A 19155-nucleotide genomic window follows, 5' to 3' on the forward strand; every position below is an offset into this window, starting at 1 on the left:
CCACTTTCCTTAAGATCACCTAGTGGCACTGGCCCTTTCCCTTTCCTTGCTCCGATGTCTTCCAGCCCCGCTTCTGCCAGCGCGTCCTCCCTCACCCAGACGCCCATGTATGGCGAGCGCGCCATCGCTGAAGCGGAGCTGATCTGTTTTGACAATCCCAGGCCTGGCCGCGCCTACGAGATTTCGATCGAGCTACCGGAGTTCACCTGTAAGTGCCCATTTTCCGGCTACCCCGATTTTGCGGTGTTGCGCCTGATCTACCAGCCCGGCCCCCGGGTGGTGGAGCTGAAGGCGATCAAGCTCTACGTGAATAGCTACCGCGACCGCTCCATTTCCCATGAAGAGGTGACCAATCGCATCTTGGATGATCTGGTTGCTGCCACCGATCCCCAGTGGATGCAGCTGGAGGCTGATTTTCACCCCCGCGGCAACGTTCACACCGTGGTGCGCGTCAGCCACGGCACGCGGCTGGCTTGTTAGAGCTGGGCGAGTATCTGGGGCAGCTCGGCAGCGAAGCCGGTGAGATTGCGGTTGCAGAGGCCCGCAACGTGCAGCTGACCCGCTTGGCCGGCCGGCTGCTCAGCTATGGCCCAAAGCTGACGCGTAGCAAGCAAGCTGAGACCACCGCCGGCTAGGGCGATCGCAAATCCTGCATAAACCAGTGGAACCCCCGGATCACGCTTCAGCAGGATGCCACTGGCGGGGAGCACGCTTTCAACCCGTATCGGTAGCCCTTTCACTTCCACAGCTGCGCCGCCTGGGGCTAGGCGGGCTAAGGAGATTCCGTCGGCGCCATAGATCTCCACAGGCCCTTGTTCGCTGCCCAGGCTGAGCAGCACCGGCTCGCTGCCATCGGGACGGGTGGGCAGCACGATTCCCCAAATCTGTTCGCCTAGTTGAGGAAAGCTCTGCAGCGGTAGCTCCAGTAGGGGGCTTTTGCCCAGTTGCAGGCTGATAGTGGCCAGGGCCCAGTCGGCTTGATAAAGGGTGACCCCCTGGAAGCGCAGCGGATGGTTGACGCTGATCTCAGCCTGCTTCAGCAGGCTGCCGCCGCTGCCATCGCCCTCCAAGATGCGCAACTGGGAGGTGAATTGCTCAGGTCGTCCGGCGGGATCGCGCTGGATTGAAAAGTGGTCGAGGGCGAGGGTGAGTTGGCTGCTGCCCCGGCTGTCCATCAGCTCGAGGCTGCGGCCGGGGGCGAGGTATTGCTCAGCCCGTTGCCCCCCAAGTGCCCCCCAAGCGGCTCCGAGCATCAGCACCACCATCCCAGCGTGCACCAGCAGGGGCCCAACCCGGCCCAGCAGCCCCTTGCGGGCGGCTAGGCGGTCGTCGTGGCGCTGAATTTGCCAGCCCTGGCGCTGCAGCAGTCCGGCCAGCTGATCGAGGCTCGCCTTGGGGGTGTCGGTAGTGAAGGTTTCGGCCACGCTCAGCTTGCTGAGCTGGCGGGGGGTGCTGTAGTCGATCCAGCGCAGGGCGGCTTGCAGGGCGGGCCACTGGCGGCGCCAGCTGCAGAGCAGCAGGGCTAGGGCCAGCCAGGCCAGCAGCCCCAGGAACCAGCCGCTGGAATACACGTGGTCGAGCTGGAGGGCCAGCACCCCATCACCGTTCAGCAGTCCAAGCCAGGGCTGGGGGTCGTAGAGCCGGTGGTAAAGGTCGGCTGGTTCCCGCTGGGGGATGGCCGTGCCGACGCCACTGGTGATGGCAATCACTAAAAGCAGCACGATCGCTACCCGCAGATCGGAAATCCAGCCCACCACCCGCAGCAAGGCTTTCATCGCCAGTTGGCCACCAGGGTGAGGGCGCCGGTGGTCACCAGCACCACGCCGCTGATCGGGGGAACCCATTGGCCCAGCCGCCTCAGGCTCAGCAAGCCCGGCAGGCTGGCGGCCGCCGTGCCTGCCAGCAGCAGCGGCACCACCTGACCGGCCCCGAAGCTGGTGAGCAGCAACATGCCGACCAGTGGTTTGCCGTTCTGGGCCATCCAGGCCAGCAGCACAGCCAGCACTGGCGTTGTGCATGGGGTTGCGGCTAATCCGAAAGCCAACCCTGCTGCCAAAGGAGCTAGGGGGGCTGGCACCCGGCGACGCCAGACTTCAGGATCGGGTCCGGCGGGCAGGGGCAGCTTCAGCAGGCCCAGCAGGTTTAGGCCCATCAGCAGGGCAAGCACAGCCACCACCGTGGGAATCAGCCCGGGGATTTGGCCGTAGATCCGGCCCAGTAGGCCGCTAACCAGGCCCAGCAGCACCAGGGAGGCCACGATGCCGGCCGCAAAGCTGAGGCTGCGCTGCCAGGGAGCCTGGCTGGGTTTAACGCCGGGCGTGCCGCCAAAGCCGGCCAGATAGGCAAGGGTGACCGGCAAAAGCGACAGGGAGCAGGGCCCCAGGCTCGTTAGCAGGCCGCCAGCAAATACAACCCCAACGGTGGTGGGGGTGGGGCTGGCCAGGGAGTGCTGCAGCAGCGTCTCGCTGCTGCGGGCCCAATCGGCCAGTTGGGGCCCAAAACTGATCATCCAATCAGCCTATCGGGCAGCTGCGGTGCGCCGGCGCCTAGGGGTAGGGGCAAGACCGCCTGCCTCCAGCGAGCAGCGGATCAGCAGGCCGCAAATAAGCAGGCTGGCCATCAAGGAGTTGCCGCCGTAGCTGATCAGTGGCAAAGGCAGGCCGGTGGTGGGCATGGCACCGCTGGCTACGGCGATATTGAGGATGGATTGGCCCACCAGCAAGGTGGTGCAGCCGATGGCGATTAGGCGCTGCTGGTTGCTGCGGCAGCTGAGGGCAACCCTCAGGCCCACAAAGCCAAACAGCAGCAAAAACAGCAACAGCACCAGCGAGCCCACGAAGCCAAATTCCTCAGCAAACACAGCAAAAATGAAATCTGTGCTTTGGATCGGCAGGTATTGCAGTTTCTGGGTGGAAAGGCCAAACCCTTCGCCTAGGAAGCCTCCTGAGCCGATCGCCATCAAGCTCTGCACCAGTTGGTAACCATCCCCCTGGGCATCCCGCCAGGGATCCAGGAAGGACACCACCCGCAAACGCTGGTATTCGTTGATCATGATGCTGGCGCTGCCAAGCAGCCCTCCCGCTCCGGCTGCCCCGAGCAGCATGGGCAGGGAAAGGCCCCCAGCCAGGGCCATCAGCCAGAGCAGCAGCCCGGATAGGGCGGCGGTGCTGAGGTTTGGTTGCTTGAGGATCAGCAGGATCAGGGCCCCAAATGCCCCTAGCCAGAGCAGTTTCTGGTCGTTGCCGATTCGCTTCCAGTGGGCAAACAGGGCAGCGCCCTGCAACACCACAAAAGGCTTGACCAATTCCGATGGCTGCAGCTGTACCGGTCCAAGCACCAGCCAGCGACTGGCGCCGTTGACAGTGCTGCCCATTACCAGGGTGGCTGCGACCAGAACGATCCCAACCCACAACCCCAGCGGAGCCAGGTGCAGCCAGCGTCGCAGGCTGGTGCGCAGGCCGAGCCAGAGCAGCCCCCAGCTAGCAGCCATCCAAATCAACTGGCGCTTGAGATAAAAGGCGCCGTCACCCATCTCCCTTTCAGCTACCCACCAACTGGCGGAGGTGAGCACCAGTAGTCCGATCACGCTCCAGAGCGCCACCATGCCCAGTAGCAATCTGGCCTCTGCTGGCCATTGGGACCAGGGCAACGGCAGCAGCGCCCCAGCCTTCTGAGATCCGCTGACTGCGTCGCGGTGGGGGGTGTGAGTTGCGGTGCGGGCCAAGGCTGGAATTTGGGAGTGGCAGAGGTGGGGCCATCGTCAACCCATTGAGCCGTGCCCGGGGGGGGGTTGTCGACCCCTGGCAACCAGAGTCAAACAATAAAAAAGCCCGGCATCTGCCGAGCTTGGGGAGAAACGAAAGGTACTGACTATTCAGTTGCCGACGTTCTGTTGGCGACGCCCAGCGGCTAGTTCTACTTTGAGGATCTTGCCGCCCTGTTTCATGATCCGCTGCTGCTCAGCGAACCAGCTGTCGTAGGGCACCCATTTGGTGAAATAGGTGTTTTGAAGCTCACGCTGGGAGCGGCTCTTTTCCGGGCAAGGAATGCAAGCCGTGATCTTGAACAGACGCATGGAGATGATCCTCGGGTGTGCCGATGGCAGGGATCAGTTGCCCAAGCCGGAGCAGATGTAGTCGAAGTAGACGGCCATTTCACGACCAGCATCAGGACCCACCAGTGCAGCGGTGGTTTCCTTCATGGCCTGGATGGATTGCACGGTGGCACCAATGGGTACACCCAGGGAGTTATAGGTCTCCTTGAGACCATTCAGCACCCGCTCATCGAGGATGGAGGTGTCCCCAGCCAGCATGGCGTAGGTGGCGTAACGTAGGTAGTAGTCCAGATCGCGGATGCAGGCTGCATAGCGACGGGTGGTGTACATGTTGCCGCCCGGACGGGTGACATCCGAATACAGCAGCGACTTAGCTACGGCCTCTCTGATGATCGCCGAACCATTGGCGCTGATGGTGGCAGCGGCGCGGACGCGCAGTTCACCACTGGTGAAGTACTGCTCCAGGCGGCCCATGGCGGAGTCGTCCAGGTATAGGCCCTGAACGTCGGCTTGGTTAATGACGTTTGTGATCGCGTCTTGCATGAATCCAGCTGTGGTGGCGGGGAGTAGTAAAAGAACGCTGCCTCAGGAGAGGGCGCCAATGACGTAGTCGAAGTAGAAGCCGGCTTCTTCAGCGTCAGAGCCGGTGAGTAGGCCCATGGCGGCGTTCTTCATTTCCCGCACGGACTCAGCCATGGCATCGAGGGGAGTGCCGAGGGAGCGATACATCTCCTTTGCTCCGATGATGCCAACCTCTTCGATGGGGGTCACATCGCCGGCGATGATCCCGTAGGTCACCAAACGCAGGTAGTAGTCCATGTCGCGGAGACACGAAGCGGTCATCTCCTCGCCGTAGGCGTTGCCGCCGGGGGAAATCACGTCGGGACGCCGCTGGAACAGGGCGCCACCAGCGGTCTTGACGATGCGCTCGCGGCTTTCTCCGAGAACCTGGGCGACGCGGATACGACGTTGACCAGCGCCCACGAAGGACTTGATCTGGTCGAGTTCGCCAGGGCTGAGATAGCGGGCTTCCGCGTCCGCGTTGATGATCGAGTTGGAGACGATGCTCATGCAGTTCTGCCTCGAAACAAGCGGCCGCCTTGACGGAGACCGATATCCGGTGGGTAAGGGAAAGGATCGACTTGCGCCGATCGCCTAATCATTCTGCGGCAAAGCCCCTCGCTGCTCCCCTGGTGGTAACAGTTCTTCATGGCGTTTGTGGCTGAAAAACCCCTTGCGGCGCAATGGCTTTGAGCGATATTATTAATAGCGGCTTGGCGCAGCAATTATTCATCATTTTGCTTCGCTAATCGCTCCACTTGTTTCGGCTTGCGGCTCAACTTTTGCGACAATTATTATCTTGATCATAAAAAAGCCCCCGATGTGTCTTCGGGGGGCTCGAAGTCGCTGAAGCAGCGCGCAGGGGTGGCATGCGGTTGAGGCGCCGCTGGACGTAGGGGCCTACTTCCAGCGGCGAGTTGGGGCAGGTGCTTGGCGGATGCTGCCCGGCCCTGCGATGAAGTTGTCTTCGGGCTGAGATGCCGTCATGGTTTCTCCCCCTACGGTCTGAGCTGTCCAGCTCCCCACGACAATCTGCCGGCGCCCCGATAGATTTCGATTGGTTATATCCCCGGTAGTGCGTATGGTCTGCTCAACGGGCACGTTTGGACGTTTGTCCTGGGCAAATTCATTGGCATAGGCAGATGCATCGAAGGGGCGGTTGAGGCCGGGCACCTTACGCGCATTGCGATCAGTAGCGGTGACAAAACGCTCGTAGGGGACTGTGTCTTCGCCGTAGGTTTCGTTGTATTCGACGCTGTTCAGGATCCTGTCGACGACGCCGTAGAAGCCGGTGCGGGCAGCAGTATCGAAGTAGGCGTCAATTTCCCATCTCCCGAAGGTTGGGCGACCTAGCAGCCGGCGATGGATCACCTCGATGGCCTTGGTGATGTAAAGGCCGCTCCAATAACGGCGGCGGAAGGCCTTGGAGCGGGCGACCTGGCGGATGAATTCCCGCAGGCTGATATCGCCGTTCTCGAGCTTGATTTCTTCAACCTTATTGCGCTCTCCGGCATAGCCAGCAGTGCCTAAAACTTGCACATAGACCGCATTAATAACGGCCTGGGTGCTGGCTTCAGTGCCACGGATGCTGGGTTGGCCGCCGCGGCGTGGCACGGAGCTGCCGCCGGTAGCAATCTGCTGGAGGCGTACAACCTTGGGCCCCACCCGGCGGGGCTTGGCCTTACGGAACTGGGCGCTGTCCATCTGGCCAGGCTGGGCCATGCCATTGCCGATCAGGATGCGGCGGCTGTCGTAGCCGTAGGGCGCTGGCCGGGTGGCCACTGAGGCGGTGCCGGAAGGGAAAATCGCGCCGAAGTTGAGGGCCAGTGGATCGTTGCCGCCGCCGTAGACGTGCTGATCGGCGAAGGGTTGGCGATAGGAGGCGTAGAGGGTGACGTATTGGGGTGCGCCTTCAAAAGGAGCGCTGAAGCGGAATAGCTTGCGGTTTGATCCCCAGCCGGCACTCTCCTGGGCTTCTTCACCGAGATCCCGCAGGTAGGGCACGGTTTCCTCGCCGAACACCCGCGCGTATTCAAGGGTATTGATCAGGGAATCCACTAGGCCATTCAGGCCTTGGACGCTGACGATGTCGAAGTAGCGGGTGAATTCCTCACGGGAGCTGATGCCGCGACCGAGGAAGTGGCGGAAGGCCAGCTCAACCGCCCGGCTATTGGAGAAGCGGCCGAAAAACTGTTGGCGATATTCCTTGCTGTGGCCGAGGGAGCGGATGAATTCCCGCATGGAAAGCTGGCCCTGGCGCACCTGGCTGGCTTCAACCGGGCAGGGCGTCTGGCTGTATGCCTTGGCGATGTCCCGTTCAAAAACCTGGCGGTAGGCGGCCCGAATCACTTCGGCCTTTTGGGCACCACTTAGGCGCGGCCGCATGATGAAGCGCTGCTTGCCGTCTGCGGCTAGGGCATAGGTGGCAGGCAGTTGCAGGCCCTGACTTTCAGGGCTGCCGAGGCGCTGCCGGGTGCTTGGTGTGGCCACCTGCAGTTCGGCGAGCAGTACGTTGAAGTACTGGATCACCAGCTCGCGGGCCTGGGGATTGTCTTTGCAGAGGCCGGCGGCTGCGGCGCGCATTTCCTGCAGGGCCACATTGGTAGCCGCCAGGGAGCAGGCCTTCTCCAATATGTCGCGCAGGCCGCGGGTGTTCACGGCCAGGATGCTGGGGTCTCCTGCCACCAGGGCGTAGCCCACATAGCGGAGGAACCAGCCCATGTCGCGCAGCGACTTGCGCATCCGATCGGTGCCGTAACGGCCCACGGCAATCGGGCTGAAGCCAGTGGGCAGCACAACCCTTACATCGGCGTCGCCACCTGTGCTTTCGAGCAAGCGAGTGATCAGGTTGCCGCTGGAGTTGCCGGTGCCCTGGGCGAAGGTCTGCACCGAACGCTGGAAGGCGGCCTGGTCAGCGGCCAAGGGGGTGGCGTCGCTGGACCCACCGCTGACGACGCTCAAAGGAGCATCTAGGTAGGAGAGGGGCGTGCCGCCGGAGAAGATCCGGTTGGCCGCCTTGGCCACGATGAAATCAGCGTTTTCTGAGATGCGGCGTGCAGCTTCTAAGCGCTGCTGGCCACTCTGGAAAAACGCCACCAGGGTTTCAAGCTCGCCGCCGTCGGGGAAGCGATCCTGTTGCTCCGCCTGACGGACGCTGGAGAGCGGCAGGGTGTCGTAGCGCTGGGGTGAAACCCTGGTGCTGCCGCTGCTGGCGGTCACGGTCATTGACGAGAGCGAACCGGGCTGGGCCACGTTACGGCGGGCCCTCGGGTCCTTTGCCCAGCCATGAACAAATGTTTGCAGCTTCGCTGGCTTGCTGATGCCAATTGACCCGTTTTGACTCGTTCTAGTGGCCGCTGGACGTGAAAAGCTCAGCCGGTTGCCGCTGATCCGTCCTTGCCTGCCAGTGATGCCGCCACGCCGATGGTGAGCGCCTTTTACGACCGTTTCCCCTACCCGGGAGACCCCCTCCAAGACGGCCCACCCCCTGGATACAACTGGCGCTGGTGCGTCGATAGCGCCTGGGCTGCTGCTACTGGAGCCCTACCGCTGCGCTCCGACCAAGGTGAACGGCCTTGGCGGATTCTCGACGCCGGCTGCGGCACCGGCGTCAGCACCGATTACCTCTGCCACCTCAACCCCGGTTCCTCGGTGCTGGCGGTAGATATCAGCGCCGGAGCGCTTGAGGTGGCACGGGAGCGCACCAGACGTTCAGGGGCTGCAAAAGCAGTGCGGGAGTTGCGTATCGAACAGCGCAGCCTGCTGGATCTGGCGGGGGAGGGACCCTTCGACTACATCAATTCCGTTGGCGTTCTGCACCACCTGCGCGAGCCAGAGGCTGGTTTGCAGTCATTGGCTGGCTTGCTGCGGCCAGGCGGGCTACTGCATCTTTTTTTGTATGCGGATGGCGGCCGCTGGGAAATTCACCGCACCCAGCGCGCCTTGACGCGGCTGGCCGTCGGTTCAGGAGCGGAGGGGCTAAGGCTGGGTCGCCAGCTGCTGGCTGAGTTGCCTGAGGGAAACCGACTGCGCCAGCATCACGAGCGGCGCTGGATCGTCGACACGGCAGCCGATGCCAATTTTGCGGATATGTATCTGCACCCCCAAGAGACCAGCTACAACCTCGAACGTCTGCTGGCTTTTGTCGCCTCAGCCGGTTTGGAGTTTGCCGGGTTTTCCAATCCGGAGGTGTGGTCGCCCGCGCGCTTGCTTAGTGGTGAGCTGCTGGAGCGGGCCCAGGGCCTTAGTCAGCTTGAGCAGTGGAGCCTGGTGGAGGAGCTTGATCCCGATATCAGCCATTTCGAATTTTTTCTCAGCCATGGTGCGGTGAGGGCACCCGATTGGAGCGACGACGAAGTTTTGCTGGCAGCGCGGGGTGAAATAAACCGCTGCCTTTGGGGTTGGCCAGCCACCCGCTTGATGGGGCCAGACCTAACGCCCCTTGACGTCAGCGAGGCGGGGCTCAATTTGATGGCTGCCCTTGAGAGCGCACCGGGTGTGGCGATCGGCCAGCTGCCTTTGGATTGGCCTGCAGCGCAACGGCTTGCCGTGGCCCGCCAACTGCTGAACCAGAGGGTTTTGCTGCCGGTGCTCTGAGGGGGCGGGGATCAGCACCGTGATAGATTCCGCGCGCCTTTTCAGGGATTTGAGCGCGCTTGTCGGTATCCCTCCCCTGCCCCCTACTTCCCGACCCTGAACCCACCGTTTCAACGGCAGTTCAGGCTGGTGGAGCGGTCGTGCAGCTGGATGATGCCACCGGTGCATCAACCCTGCCAGCGCTAAACGTCGATGTCAGCAATGGCATGGATGGTTATTTCCGGCTCCAACGCCGGCTTTTGCTAGCAACCTTGCTGCTTTCGGCAGTGGCGGTGGCAGTAACAGCCGTTTTGGGCTCCATCTCCACGGCTTCCAGCCTGTTGGTGGGTGCTCTAGCTGGCCTTCTTTACCTGTGGCTGCTCAGCCGCAGTGTCACCAAGCTGGGAGAAAATGCCCGGCGGGTTAGCAAGGTTCAGCTGCTGGTGCCGGTCGTCCTGGTGCTTATCGCAGCCCGGATCCCCCAACTTTCGATCCTGCCGGCTCTTCTGGGCTTTTTGCTCTATAAGCCGGCCGTGATCCTCCAGGCAGTCTTCGACACCTGACCCCGTTTCCGTTCCGTCGCCCTGGCGACCCCGAACTCCCCTTCGCTGGCTCCGATGCCTCTCCTTCTCCCCTTTGCTGAACTGGAGGTTGGTAAACACCTCTACTGGCAACTTGGCAACCTCAAGATTCACGGCCAGGTCTTCCTGAGCTCCTGGGTGGTTATCGGTGCCTTGCTTGCCCTTGTAGTGGTTGGCACCCGCAAGCTGGAGCGTGATCCCCGAGGCACCCAGAACCTGCTGGAGTTCCTTTGGGATTACATACGCGATCTCTCCCGTGAACAGATTGGTGAGAAGGCTTACCGCGATTGGATGCCCTTCATCGGCACCCTGTTCCTGTTCATTTTTGTGAGCAACTGGGGCGGAGCTCTGGTGCCCTGGAAGCTGATCCACCTGCCCAGTGGCGAGCTTGGTGCACCAACGGCAGATATCAACACAACCATTGCTTTGGCTTTGTTGGTATCTCTTGCCTACTTCTATGCCGGCTTGAGCCGTAAGGGACTGAGGTACTTCGAGTACTACGTGGAGCCGACACCGATCATGCTTCCATTCAAGATCGTTGAAGATTTCACCAAGCCCCTTTCCCTTTCCTTCCGTCTTTTTGGCAACATCTTGGCGGATGAACTGGTGGTCGCAGTTCTGGCATTTTTGGTGCCATTGATTGTGCCCCTGCCTGCAATGTTCCTGGGCCTTTTCACCAGTGCTATTCAGGCTCTGATTTTTGCCACCCTCGCTGCCTACTACATCGGCGAGGCGGTGCACGAAGAGCACCACTAATAGCTCTTCACCAGCAGCTCCGCTCCTGCGGTCTGCTAAATCTCCCTCGCGCAGGTCCGGCAGCATCCCGGGCCCATCCTTGAAAGGATGTCCTCAGCGCAGGGTTTTATTCCCGGTCCATAACGCGCCACAACCGCGACCCCAATCCCCCACTCCACCATGGATTCCATCACCTCCGCTGCGTCTGTTCTGGCCGCTGGTCTGGCTGTAGGCCTCGGTGCCATCGGCCCCGGCATCGGTCAGGGCACCGCAGCTGGCGGCGCCGTTGAAGGCATTGCACGTCAGCCTGAAGCCGAAGGCAAGATTCGCGGCACCTTGCTGCTCTCCCTGGCCTTCATGGAAGCGCTCACCATCTACGGCCTTGTGGTCGCCCTAGTGCTGTTGTTTGCCAACCCCTTCGCTGGTTGAGCGTTGTTGTGAGTGGAAGGAGGGCTGGGGCTTGTTGCTCCTGCCCTCCCAGGCTCACAAACCTCAATCCCGACCGATCGTTCCAGCGCCCTCGCCCAAATGACCAGCTGGCTTCTGCTCGCCGAAGCAGGTGTCCCTGAGGGAGGTCTTTTTGACCTCGATGCCACCCTGCCGCTGATGGCGGTTCAGGTTGTTCTCCTCACTTTCATTCTGAATTCGCTGTTCTTCCGCCCCGTAGGACGGGCCGTGGAGGAGCGTGAGAGCTTTATCTCCACTAGCCGCGCCGACGCCAAGCAGAAGCTGGCTCAAGCCGAGCGGCTGGAAGCCGATCTCAAGGAACAGCTCAAGGACGCGCGTCAGCAGTCCCAAAAGCTGATCCTCGAGGCCGAGCAGGACATGGATCGTCTCTACCGCGATGCCCTTGCCGCGGCTACGGCCGATGCCAATGCTTCCCGGGAGCAGGCCCGCCGTGAGATTGATTCTCAGCGAGACCAAGCGATGGACCGGCTTAATAAGGACGCCGACAAGCTCGGTGATCTGATCGTGACCCGCTTGCTGGCTGCCTCATGACTTTCCTGCTCCCCTCTTTGCTAGCAAGTCACGGCGGATTTGGTTTCAACCTCAATCCGTTTGAGACCAACATCATCAACTTGGCGATTGTGATCGCCGGCCTTTGGAAGTTTTTGCCAGGTTTCCTCGGCAGCATCCTGGAGCGCCGTCGTGCAGCCATCCTCAACGATCTGCAAGATGCTGAGCAGCGTCTTCTCGCAGCAACATCTTCGTTAGCTCAAGCCCAGCAGGATTTGTCGGCAGCACAACAAAAGGCTGAGCAGATTCGCGCTGATGGTTTGGCCCGTGCCCAAACTTTGCGGCTGGAAAGCGAAAAGCGCACGATCGATGAAATGGCTCGGCTTAAGCAGGGAGCCATGGCCGACTTGAATGCCGAGGCAGCTCGAGTCACCGACCAGTTGCGCCGCGAAGCCGCCAATCGGGCTATTGCCCAAGCACTTGCCACCCTCCCCGGCAAGCTCAATGCAGATGCCCAGGCACGACTGATCGATCAGTCCATTTCAACCCTGGGTAAAGCCTGATGCCACTCCTCAACTCGATTGCAACTCCATACGCCGATGCGTTGCTGCAGGTAGCTGAATCTCGTAAGGAGACTGATGCTGTTGCCGAACAGGCAAAATCCCTTCTGGCCGTATTGAGTTCGAGCCCCGAGCTAAAAGCTGCTCTTGCGTCGCCCGTCCTTGAGCCGGAAGCCAAGAAGGCTGCTTTGGCAAAGCTTTTCGACGATCAGGTCACCCCTTCGGTGCAAAACCTGCTCAAGCTCTTGGCCGACCGCCAGCGCCTGCCCATGATGGAGGCTGTTTTGATGCGTTTCCTGGAGCTTTATCGGGAGCTGCGCAACATCACTTTGGCCAAGGTGACATCTGCTGCTGCCCTCAGCGAGGAGCAGCAGGCTGAGCTCAACCGCAAGGTTCAAGAGATTGCAGGCTCTAAATCGGTGGAGTTCGACCTCGTGGTTGACCCCTCCTTGATAGGAGGCTTCATCGTCAGCATGGGCTCCCAAGTCATTGACGCCAGCCTTTCTGGTCAGGTGCGCCGTCTCGGACTGGCGCTGGCCCAGGTGAGCTAGCTCCTCTGTCCGCCCAAACTTCCGGAACCTTCTTGCTCCGGTAGCCCTCTCCCCGCTTCCCCGTCTTCCCCTCCATCAGCCCCCCTGTGGGGACTTCCTCCCATGGTTTCCATCCGCCCCGACGAGATCAGCGCCATCCTCAAGCAGCAGATTGAGGACTACGACAAGTCGGTTTCGGTTAGCAACGTTGGCACCGTTCTGCAGATCGGCGATGGCATCGCCCGCGTGTATGGCCTGCAGCAGGTGATGGCCGGTGAACTGGTGCAGTTCGAGGACGGCACCGAAGGCATCGCCCTCAATCTCGAAGACGACAACGTCGGCGTGGTGTTGATGGGCGAAGGTCGCGGCATCCAGGAGGGCAGCACCGTCAAGGCAACCGGCAAGATCGCCGCCGTGCCCGTTGGCGACGCCATGCTTGGCCGGGTTGTTAATTCGCTGGGCCAGCCCATTGACGGTAAGGGTGACATCGCCACTACCGAAACCCGCCTGATCGAATCGATGGCGCCTGGGATCATCCAGCGCAAGTCGGTGCACGAGCCCATGCAAACGGGCATCACCGCTATCGACGCCATGATTCCGATCGGTCGGGGCCAGCGCGAGCTGATTATTGGCGACCGTCAGACGGGCAAAACCGCTATTGCCATCGACACGATCATTAACCAGAAGGGCGAAGACGTCGTCTGCGTTTATGTGGCCATTGGTCAGAAGGCCGCATCCGTAGCCAACGTGGTTGAAGTGCTGCGGGAGAAGGGAGCCCTCGATTACACCATCGTGGTTGCTGCGAGTGCTTCCGAGGCTGCAGCTCTTCAATACCTGGCTCCCTACACCGGCGCGGCGCTTGCCGAATCTTTCATGTACAAGGGCAAGGCCACCTTGGTGATTTACGACGACCTCACCAAGCAGGCCCAGGCCTACCGCCAGATGTCCCTGCTGCTGCGTCGCCCCCCCGGTCGTGAGGCCTATCCCGGCGACGTCTTCTATTGCCACAGCCGTTTGCTTGAGCGTGCCGCCAAACTCAGCGATGCCATGGGCAAGGGCTCGATGACCGCGCTGCCGATTATCGAAACTCAGGCCGGTGACGTATCCGCTTACATTCCTACCAACGTGATCTCGATCACCGATGGCCAGGTGTTCCTGAGCTCCGACTTGTTCAACTCCGGTCTACGCCCCGCCATCAACGTTGGTATTTCCGTGAGTCGGGTGGGCGGTGCCGCCCAGACCAAGGCGATCAAGAAGATTGCCGGCACCTTGAAGCTCGAGCTGGCCCAGTTCGATGAACTGGCTGCCTTCTCCCAGTTCGCCTCCGACCTCGATGCTGCAACCCAGCAGCAGCTCGGCAGGGGTAAGCGCCTGCGCGAGATTCTCAAGCAGCCCCAGTTCAGCCCCCTAATTCTGGCGGAGCAAGTTGCTGTTGTTTACGCCGGTGTCAAGGGCCTGATCGACGAGGTTCCTGTCGAGTCTGTGGTGCAGTTCTGCCGCGAGCTGCGCGAATACCTCAAGAGCAACAAGGCCGAGTTCATCTCCAAGGTGCAGACCGAGAAGCAGCTCAGCGACGAAGCTGAAGCCATGCTCAAGGATGCCATCAACGAGGTGAAGTCGACCATGCTCGCCTCCGTTTGAGGAGGGGCATAACTAATGGCAAACCTCAAAGATATCCGCGACCGGATTGGTTCGGTCAAGAACACTCGCAAGATCACTGAGGCCATGCGCCTGGTGGCAGCCGCCAAGGTGCGCCGCGCCCAGGAGCAGGTGCTGCGCAGCCGTCCTTTTGCTGACCGGCTCGCCCGCGTGCTGGAAAATCTTCAGTCACGCATGCGCTTTGAAGATGCCGACGCTCCCCTGCTCGAGCAGCGCGAGGTTGGCACCATCACTCTGCTTGCCATTACCGGTGATCGGGGATTGTGCGGTGGCTACAACGCCAACATCATCAAGCGCACCGAACTGCGCACCGCTGAATTGGTTGGCCAGGGCTACAAGGTGGATCTGGTATTGATCGGTCGTAAGGCGATCACCTACTTCCAGAATCGCGCTAATCAGTACACGATTCGCGCCACCTTTACCGGTCTTGACCAGGTGCCCAAGGCCAGTGAAGCGATGGGTATCGCCAACGAAGTGCTTGCAGAATTTCTCTCCGGCAGCACCGATCGTGTCGAGATCATCTTCACCAAGTTCATCAACCTGGTGAGCTCCAAGCCCGTGATTCAGACCCTGCTGCCCCTTGATCCCCAGGGCATTGCTATCCCTGAAGACGAGATCTTCCGCCTCACTACCCGGGACGGACGGCTGGGAGTTGAAGCGGGTACGACTTCCAACTTGCAGCCCAAGCTGCCCTCCGACATCGTGTTTGATCAGAGCCCAGATCAGCTGCTCAATGCCCTGCTGCCCCTTTACCTGGAAAACCAGCTTCTGCGTTCTCTGCAGGAGTCAGCAGCTTCGGAGTTGGCCAGTCGGATGACGGCAATGAACAACGCCAGCGATAACGCCAAGGCTCTCGCTAAGAGCCTCACGCTCGACTACAACAAGGCCCGCCAGGCCGCCATTACCCAGGAAATTCTGGAAGTGGTTGGCGGTTCTGCCGGTATGTCCTGAGTCTGGGGGCTGGTTTGCAGATCGAGCCTCTGTTTCCGGTGGCTCTTGGCAGGGTGCAGCTATCGCCTGATCCCCTGGATACGGCACTGCAACTTCAGGCCCTGCACGAGCTGCGGGGCCAAGCCAGCTCCAACCCCGACCCTGGTTGTGCCTGGACCGGTGACCTTAATGGTGTCTGGCAGTTGCAGCGTCAGCCGGCCTTTGCGCCACTGATTGCTGGCTTGACAGGCCATGCAGAAGCTTTTCTGCAGCAATTGGGTTTCGATCTCAGCCGAGTGGCCTTGCACCTGCAGCGCTGCTGGCCCGTGCTCAGCGAGGAGGGGCAGGTGGTAGGCCGCCACCACCACCCCAACGCTCACCTCAGCGCCATTTATTACCTCAATGGTGATGGCAGCGGTCGCAGCGGCTGTCTGCGCCTTTGGCCGCAGCGGCAGGTGAATGAGCTGGTGCCTGGGATGGCAGTTGGCCATGAAGGTCCGTTGGCTGCATCGCCTTGGAGCGCACCTTGGCTGGATGTGGCTCCCCAGGCAGGCCTGCTGCTGCTGTTTCCCAGTTGTCTGGATCACGCCGTGCTTCCCAACGAGGATCCGGATGATTTGCGGTGCTCCCTCAGCATTGATTTCGCCCTAACAGCACCCGTGGCTAGGGATGGGTCCTCGCCACCGGAATATCTGGCGCCCCACCCCAGCCAGTGGCAGGAGCTTTGATCGCCGCGGCTGTTGCGGGTGGGCTGGAACAATGGCCTCTAGCTGCCCACTCCGGCACCCTCCTGTGACCGAAACCCAGACCTTCACAATCACCGCCGAGTTTCAAGGCACCCAACACACTTTTTCCTGCCGCAGCGACCAAACCGTGCTGTCTGCAGCCGAGGCCGCTGGGGTCCCCTTGCCCAGTTCATGCTGTTCGGGGGTCTGCACCACTTGCGCGGCTCTGATCAGTGAGGGCAGCGTGCACCAGCCCGATGCCATGGGGGTCAAGGCGGACCTGCAACTAAAGGGCTATGCCCTGCTCTGCGTTTCCTTCCCCCTGGCTGATCTCAAGCTCCAAGCGGGGATGGAGGACGCCCTCTACGAAGCCCAGTTCGGTAAATACCAGAAATGAGTGCTGCGGCGGTGCGCCTGCAGCCCATAACTCTGCAGTTACGCCGTGCTCCAGGGCCGTTGTTGGCCCAGATCGAGGCCGCGTTGGCCCCGCACGGCCAACCGCTGCGCTGGGCGATCACCGCGGTGGAGCCTGGTCTGGCTGGATCGTGCCCATTGCTGACGCTTGAAGCGGTGGTGCTGGCATGACGGCGAGCCGGCCCCTGCCCACCTTGCTGGTGATTCCCACCGGGATTGGATGTGAGCTCGGTGGTTATGCGGGCGATGGCCTGCCCGCCGCCCGCCTGCTGGCGGCCGCTAGTGGCTGCCTGATCACCCATCCCAACGTGATGAACGCGGCCTCCCTCTACTGGAGCGACCGCCGCATCCATTACGTGGAGGGCTGGGCCCTCGATCGCTTCGCAGCCGGCGAGATGGCCCTGGCGCCGCGGGCGTCGCAGCGGGTGGGCGTTTTGCTCGATGCCGGCATCGAGCCGGAGCTGGTCCTACGCCACCGCCAGGTGATCGACGCCTGCCGGGCCAGCCTCGGCCTCCCGATCGGGCCGGTGCTGACCAGTGAGCTGCCCCTAGGGGTGAGTCTGCAGAAGGGGGCCAGCGGCAGCAGCTGGGGCACGATCGCCCGCCCCGATGTCCTGCTGCGCGCCGGCGAGCAGCTGGTGGCGGCCGGCGCCACCGCCATCGCCGTGGTGGCCCGCTTCCCTGAGGATCCCGAAAGCGAAGCCCTAGCGGCCTACCGGGCTGGATCGGGCGTCGATGCCCTGGCGGGCGCCGAAGCGGTGATCAGCCACCTGCTGGTGCGCCATCTGGGGATTCCCTGTGCCCATGCCCCGGCGCTGCTGCCCCTGCCTCTCGATCCCGCGCTAGATCCCCGCGCCGCGGCTGAAGAGCTGGGCCACACCTTTCTGCCTTGCGTGTTGGTGGGATTGAGCCGGGCGCCGGATCTGGTGCCCCTGGTGGACTCAGCAACGCGCGGAACGGCTCCGCTGCTGCACGTCGCGCAGCTGGGTGCGGTGGTGGCCCCCGCCGGTGCCCTGGGCGGAGCGGCGGTGCTGGCCTGTGCCGAGCGGGGCATCCCCCTGATCAGCGTCGCCAATCCCTGCCTGCTGGAGGTGACCGCCGAGGCGCTGGGGCTGGCGGCGATCCCGGCCAGCTCCTACGCCGAAGCCGCCGGGTTGCTGGTGGCCCTGCGCGAGGGGATCGATCCGGCGGCTCTGAACCGCCCGCTGGCTGGGTCAGCCTGAGCCATGCAGGACCCTTGCCCCTGTGGTGGAGATCGCTATGGCAGCTGCTGCGCGCCGCTGCACCGCGGCGAACGCCAGGCGGCCACGGCCGAGCAGCTGATGCGCTCGCGCTACAGCGCCTATGCCCTGGGGGAGGTGGAGTACCTGCTGCAGACCCAGCCCTCCCCGGTGCCCCTGGCGCGCCGGCGTCGGGAGCTGCTGGCCAGCCTTGGTCAGCTCCATTGGCAGCGGCTACAGATCCTCGCCGTGACGGCCGGAGCCCCGCACGACCTCAGCGGCACGGTGACCTTTGAGGCCCACTACTTCGCTGCCGGCCAGCGGGGTGTGATGCGGGAATGCTCGCTGTTCGGCCGCGAGGGCCACAGCCTCGACGGCGGCTGGCTCTACCTGGAGGCGCTGGAACTGGCCTGACCCTGGTTCATCGGCGCAAGCCGGGTCAGTGCGAGCCGGTTCAGTGCAAGCCGTGTCAGCGCAGACAGGCCATCGGGTGGCGGGGCGTCACATCCAGGGCCCGGGCAACGCCGGGATGGCACACCGCCCCATGCACCGTGTTGAGGCCGGAGAGTAGTTCGGGCCGGTCGGTGACGGCTTCGACTAGGCCCCGCCCCGCCATTACGAGGATGTAGGGCAGGGTGACACTCACCAGCGCTTCGGTGGAGGTGAAGGGCACAGCCCCTGGCATGTTGCCGACGGCATAGTGCTGCACGCCGTGGAGCGTGTGCACCGGATCGGTGTGGCTGGTTTCGCGGCTGGTGGCAATGCAGCCCCCCTGGTCGATCGCCACATCCACCACCACGGAGCCGGGTTGCATTTGCTGAACCAGCGCCTCCTCCACCAGGGTGGGGGCCCGGCCACCGGCGGTGAGCACGGCACCAATCAGTAGATCGGCACCCGGCACTAGGCGCTCGATCAGGCTGCTGTTGCTCACCAGGCTCACCAGCCGACCGCGGCGGTGGGCCTCGAGGCTGCGCAGTCGCTCGGGTGAGCGATCCAGCAGGAATACCTCCGCATCCATGGCGGCGGCGATCCGGGCCGCATTCCAGCCCACACTGCCTGCTCCCAGCACCACCACCCGCGCCGGCCGCACCCCGGTGCAGCCCCCCATCAGGATGCCGCGACCGCCGTGGGGGCGCTCCAGCAGATGGGCCCCCACCTGGGCTGCCAGCCGACCGGCGATTTCGCTCATCGGCGCTAGCAGGGGCAGGCTGCCGTCTTCGAGCTGCACGGTTTCGTAGGCCACGGCAGTGGTGCCAGCCTCCAGCAGGGCCCGGCCCACCTCCGGGTAGGCGGCCAGGTGCAGGTAGGTGAACAGCACCAGATCGGAGCGCAGAAAGCCGAATTCCTCGGGCTGGGGCTCCTTGACCTTCACCACCAAATGGGCGCCCCAGGCTTCTGCGGCGCTCACCAGCCGGGCCCCGGCGGCGGCGAAGGCGGCATCGCTGAAGCCAGCCCCTAACCCCGCTCCCGCCTGGATGCGGACCTCCATGCCCTGGTTCACCAGATCGGCCACCCCGTCAGGGGTGAGGGCCACGCGCTGTTCATCGCGCTTGATCTCTGCGGGCACGCCGATGCTTGCCATCGGGGCCGTCAGGCTGGCGCCGCTGGAGCTGGGGGGTGCCATGGATGTGCTGCTGTTTGTGGTTCCAGATTG

At 62.6% G+C, this 19155-nt stretch carries 23 protein-coding genes; 15 read left to right on the forward strand and 8 right to left on the reverse strand.

The genetic code is table 11. The features are described 5' to 3' along the window. Positions 1 to 54: 54 nt before the first annotated feature. Positions 55 to 480, forward strand: a complete 426-nt coding sequence (queF, locus tag KBY74_RS00205) for a preQ(1) synthase (protein ID WP_254940965.1) — start codon at positions 55 to 57, stop codon at positions 478 to 480. Here queF and KBY74_RS00210 read toward each other — a convergent pair. The 7 genes from KBY74_RS00210 to KBY74_RS00240 all read right to left on the reverse strand — a co-directional run bounded on the left by KBY74_RS00210 (position 477) and on the right by KBY74_RS00240 (position 7840). Then, the gene (locus KBY74_RS00210) at positions 477 to 1775 is read right to left on the reverse strand and encodes a cytochrome c biogenesis protein ResB (RefSeq protein WP_254941033.1); all 1299 of its coding nucleotides are present in this window, start codon (positions 1773 to 1775) and stop codon (positions 477 to 479) included. The two genes, queF and KBY74_RS00210, sit on opposite strands and share 4 nt — an antisense overlap. Further along, positions 1772 to 2509 (reverse strand): cytochrome c biogenesis protein CcdA, encoded by a 738-nt coding sequence (locus tag KBY74_RS00215; protein WP_254940966.1) that lies wholly within the window; start codon positions 2507 to 2509, stop codon positions 1772 to 1774. The genes KBY74_RS00210 and KBY74_RS00215 overlap by 4 nt, the downstream gene beginning before the upstream one ends. Before the next feature lie 9 nt (positions 2510 to 2518). Next, positions 2519 to 3658: an FtsW/RodA/SpoVE family cell cycle protein gene (locus tag KBY74_RS00220; RefSeq protein ID WP_254941034.1), complete on the reverse strand. Its 1140-nt coding sequence runs from the start codon at positions 3656 to 3658 to the stop codon at positions 2519 to 2521. Between the two features lie 216 nt (positions 3659 to 3874). Beyond that, positions 3875 to 4075: a phycobilisome linker polypeptide gene (locus KBY74_RS00225; RefSeq protein WP_106502342.1), complete on the reverse strand. Its 201-nt coding sequence runs from the start codon at positions 4073 to 4075 to the stop codon at positions 3875 to 3877. Between the two features lie 33 nt (positions 4076 to 4108). After that, positions 4109 to 4597, reverse strand: a complete 489-nt coding sequence (gene apcB / locus KBY74_RS00230) for an allophycocyanin subunit beta (RefSeq protein ID WP_106502341.1) — start codon at positions 4595 to 4597, stop codon at positions 4109 to 4111. Between the two features lie 42 nt (positions 4598 to 4639). Then, a complete protein-coding gene (locus tag KBY74_RS00235) occupies positions 4640 to 5125 on the reverse strand; it encodes an allophycocyanin (RefSeq protein ID WP_106502340.1) in 486 nt (161 codons plus the stop codon). 390 nt (positions 5126 to 5515) lie between these two features. After that, entirely contained in the window at positions 5516 to 7840 is a 2325-nt protein-coding gene (locus tag KBY74_RS00240) for a phycobilisome rod-core linker polypeptide (protein ID WP_254940967.1), read from the reverse strand. A 198-nt stretch (positions 7841 to 8038) separates the two neighbouring features. On the opposite strand from KBY74_RS00240, the gene KBY74_RS00245 reads away from it, so the two are divergent. From KBY74_RS00245 to KBY74_RS00310, 14 genes are all read left to right on the forward strand, one after another. Beyond that, entirely contained in the window at positions 8039 to 9211 is a 1173-nt protein-coding gene (locus KBY74_RS00245; protein WP_254941035.1) for a class I SAM-dependent methyltransferase, read from the forward strand. Positions 9212 to 9270: 59 nt separating this feature from the next. Further along, complete coding sequence (locus tag KBY74_RS00250) at positions 9271 to 9753, forward strand: ATP synthase subunit I (protein ID WP_254940968.1); 483 nt, start codon at positions 9271 to 9273, stop codon at positions 9751 to 9753. 54 nt (positions 9754 to 9807) lie between these two features. Beyond that, a complete protein-coding gene (gene atpB, locus KBY74_RS00255) occupies positions 9808 to 10527 on the forward strand; it encodes a F0F1 ATP synthase subunit A (RefSeq protein WP_396093617.1) in 720 nt (239 codons plus the stop codon). Positions 10528 to 10686: 159 nt separating this feature from the next. Further along, entirely contained in the window at positions 10687 to 10935 is a 249-nt protein-coding gene (gene atpE / locus KBY74_RS00260; protein ID WP_106502337.1) for an ATP synthase F0 subunit C, read from the forward strand. Between the two features lie 99 nt (positions 10936 to 11034). Then, positions 11035 to 11505 carry a F0F1 ATP synthase subunit B' gene (locus KBY74_RS00265; protein WP_254940969.1) on the forward strand — a complete coding sequence of 157 codons (471 nt, stop codon included), beginning with the start codon at positions 11035 to 11037 and terminating at the stop codon, positions 11503 to 11505. Continuing rightward, positions 11502 to 12026 carry a F0F1 ATP synthase subunit B gene (locus KBY74_RS00270; RefSeq protein WP_254940970.1) on the forward strand — a complete coding sequence of 175 codons (525 nt, stop codon included), beginning with the start codon at positions 11502 to 11504 and terminating at the stop codon, positions 12024 to 12026. Before KBY74_RS00265 ends, KBY74_RS00270 begins: the two co-directional genes overlap by 4 nt. After that, on the forward strand, positions 12026 to 12574 hold the full coding sequence (gene atpH, locus KBY74_RS00275) for an ATP synthase F1 subunit delta (protein ID WP_254940971.1): 549 nt from the start codon (positions 12026 to 12028) through the stop codon (positions 12572 to 12574). Before KBY74_RS00270 ends, atpH begins: the two co-directional genes overlap by 1 nt. 102 nt (positions 12575 to 12676) lie before the next feature. Continuing rightward, on the forward strand, positions 12677 to 14194 hold the full coding sequence (gene atpA, locus KBY74_RS00280; RefSeq protein WP_254937417.1) for a F0F1 ATP synthase subunit alpha: 1518 nt from the start codon (positions 12677 to 12679) through the stop codon (positions 14192 to 14194). Between the two features lie 15 nt (positions 14195 to 14209). Next, positions 14210 to 15163 carry a F0F1 ATP synthase subunit gamma gene (locus KBY74_RS00285; RefSeq protein ID WP_254940972.1) on the forward strand — a complete coding sequence of 318 codons (954 nt, stop codon included), beginning with the start codon at positions 14210 to 14212 and terminating at the stop codon, positions 15161 to 15163. 14 nt (positions 15164 to 15177) lie between these two features. Beyond that, on the forward strand, positions 15178 to 15870 hold the full coding sequence (locus KBY74_RS00290) for a TIGR02466 family protein (RefSeq protein ID WP_254940973.1): 693 nt from the start codon (positions 15178 to 15180) through the stop codon (positions 15868 to 15870). Between the two features lie 31 nt (positions 15871 to 15901). Continuing rightward, the gene (locus KBY74_RS00295; RefSeq protein WP_261353992.1) at positions 15902 to 16264 is read left to right on the forward strand and encodes a 2Fe-2S iron-sulfur cluster-binding protein; all 363 of its coding nucleotides are present in this window, start codon (positions 15902 to 15904) and stop codon (positions 16262 to 16264) included. Continuing rightward, entirely contained in the window at positions 16261 to 16452 is a 192-nt protein-coding gene (locus KBY74_RS00300; RefSeq protein WP_254940975.1) for a hypothetical protein, read from the forward strand. Before KBY74_RS00295 ends, KBY74_RS00300 begins: the two co-directional genes overlap by 4 nt. Continuing rightward, the gene (locus KBY74_RS00305; RefSeq protein ID WP_254940976.1) at positions 16449 to 17504 is read left to right on the forward strand and encodes a DUF3326 domain-containing protein; all 1056 of its coding nucleotides are present in this window, start codon (positions 16449 to 16451) and stop codon (positions 17502 to 17504) included. The genes KBY74_RS00300 and KBY74_RS00305 overlap by 4 nt, the downstream gene beginning before the upstream one ends. A 3-nt stretch (positions 17505 to 17507) precedes the next feature. Then, positions 17508 to 17915, forward strand: coding sequence for a YchJ family protein (locus tag KBY74_RS00310; RefSeq protein ID WP_254940977.1), 408 nt, complete (start codon positions 17508 to 17510; stop codon positions 17913 to 17915). Positions 17916 to 17970: 55 nt separating this feature from the next. On the opposite strand, the gene ald is transcribed toward KBY74_RS00310, so the two are convergent. Beyond that, entirely contained in the window at positions 17971 to 19083 is a 1113-nt protein-coding gene (gene ald, locus KBY74_RS00315) for an alanine dehydrogenase (protein WP_254941036.1), read from the reverse strand. Positions 19084 to 19155: the final 72 nt, after the last annotated feature.

Source organism: Cyanobium sp. A1C-AMD (assembly GCF_024346495.1).
In the GTDB taxonomy this organism is placed as follows: Bacteria; Cyanobacteriota; Cyanobacteriia; order PCC-6307; family Cyanobiaceae; genus Cyanobium_A; species Cyanobium_A usitatum.

Bases quoted from the DNA above. Each gene is read 5' to 3' on its own strand.
- atpH (WP_254940971.1), top strand. From the start codon at position 12,026: ATGCCACTCCTCAACTCGATTGCAACTCCATACGCCGATGCGTTGCTG.
- KBY74_RS00310 (WP_254940977.1), top strand. From the start codon at position 17,508: ATGCAGGACCCTTGCCCCTGTGGTGGAGATCGCTATGGCAGCTGCTGC.
- KBY74_RS00305 (WP_254940976.1), top strand. From the start codon at position 16,449: ATGACGGCGAGCCGGCCCCTGCCCACCTTGCTGGTGATTCCCACCGGG.
- KBY74_RS00285 (WP_254940972.1), top strand. From the start codon at position 14,210: ATGGCAAACCTCAAAGATATCCGCGACCGGATTGGTTCGGTCAAGAAC.
- KBY74_RS00235 (WP_106502340.1), bottom strand. From the start codon at position 5,125: ATGAGCATCGTCTCCAACTCGATCATCAACGCGGACGCGGAAGCCCGC.
- queF (WP_254940965.1), top strand. From the start codon at position 55: ATGTCTTCCAGCCCCGCTTCTGCCAGCGCGTCCTCCCTCACCCAGACG.
- atpB (WP_396093617.1), top strand. From the start codon at position 9,808: ATGCCTCTCCTTCTCCCCTTTGCTGAACTGGAGGTTGGTAAACACCTC.
- KBY74_RS00245 (WP_254941035.1), top strand. From the start codon at position 8,039: ATGGTGAGCGCCTTTTACGACCGTTTCCCCTACCCGGGAGACCCCCTC.
- ald (WP_254941036.1), bottom strand. From the start codon at position 19,083: ATGGCAAGCATCGGCGTGCCCGCAGAGATCAAGCGCGATGAACAGCGC.
- KBY74_RS00215 (WP_254940966.1), bottom strand. From the start codon at position 2,509: ATGATCAGTTTTGGGCCCCAACTGGCCGATTGGGCCCGCAGCAGCGAG.
- atpA (WP_254937417.1), top strand. From the start codon at position 12,677: ATGGTTTCCATCCGCCCCGACGAGATCAGCGCCATCCTCAAGCAGCAG.
- KBY74_RS00240 (WP_254940967.1), bottom strand. From the start codon at position 7,840: ATGACCGTGACCGCCAGCAGCGGCAGCACCAGGGTTTCACCCCAGCGC.
- KBY74_RS00225 (WP_106502342.1), bottom strand. From the start codon at position 4,075: ATGCGTCTGTTCAAGATCACGGCTTGCATTCCTTGCCCGGAAAAGAGC.
- KBY74_RS00300 (WP_254940975.1), top strand. From the start codon at position 16,261: ATGAGTGCTGCGGCGGTGCGCCTGCAGCCCATAACTCTGCAGTTACGC.
- atpE (WP_106502337.1), top strand. From the start codon at position 10,687: ATGGATTCCATCACCTCCGCTGCGTCTGTTCTGGCCGCTGGTCTGGCT.
- KBY74_RS00295 (WP_261353992.1), top strand. From the start codon at position 15,902: ATGGCCTCTAGCTGCCCACTCCGGCACCCTCCTGTGACCGAAACCCAG.
- KBY74_RS00265 (WP_254940969.1), top strand. From the start codon at position 11,035: ATGACCAGCTGGCTTCTGCTCGCCGAAGCAGGTGTCCCTGAGGGAGGT.
- KBY74_RS00270 (WP_254940970.1), top strand. From the start codon at position 11,502: ATGACTTTCCTGCTCCCCTCTTTGCTAGCAAGTCACGGCGGATTTGGT.
- apcB (WP_106502341.1), bottom strand. From the start codon at position 4,597: ATGCAAGACGCGATCACAAACGTCATTAACCAAGCCGACGTTCAGGGC.
- KBY74_RS00210 (WP_254941033.1), bottom strand. From the start codon at position 1,775: ATGAAAGCCTTGCTGCGGGTGGTGGGCTGGATTTCCGATCTGCGGGTA.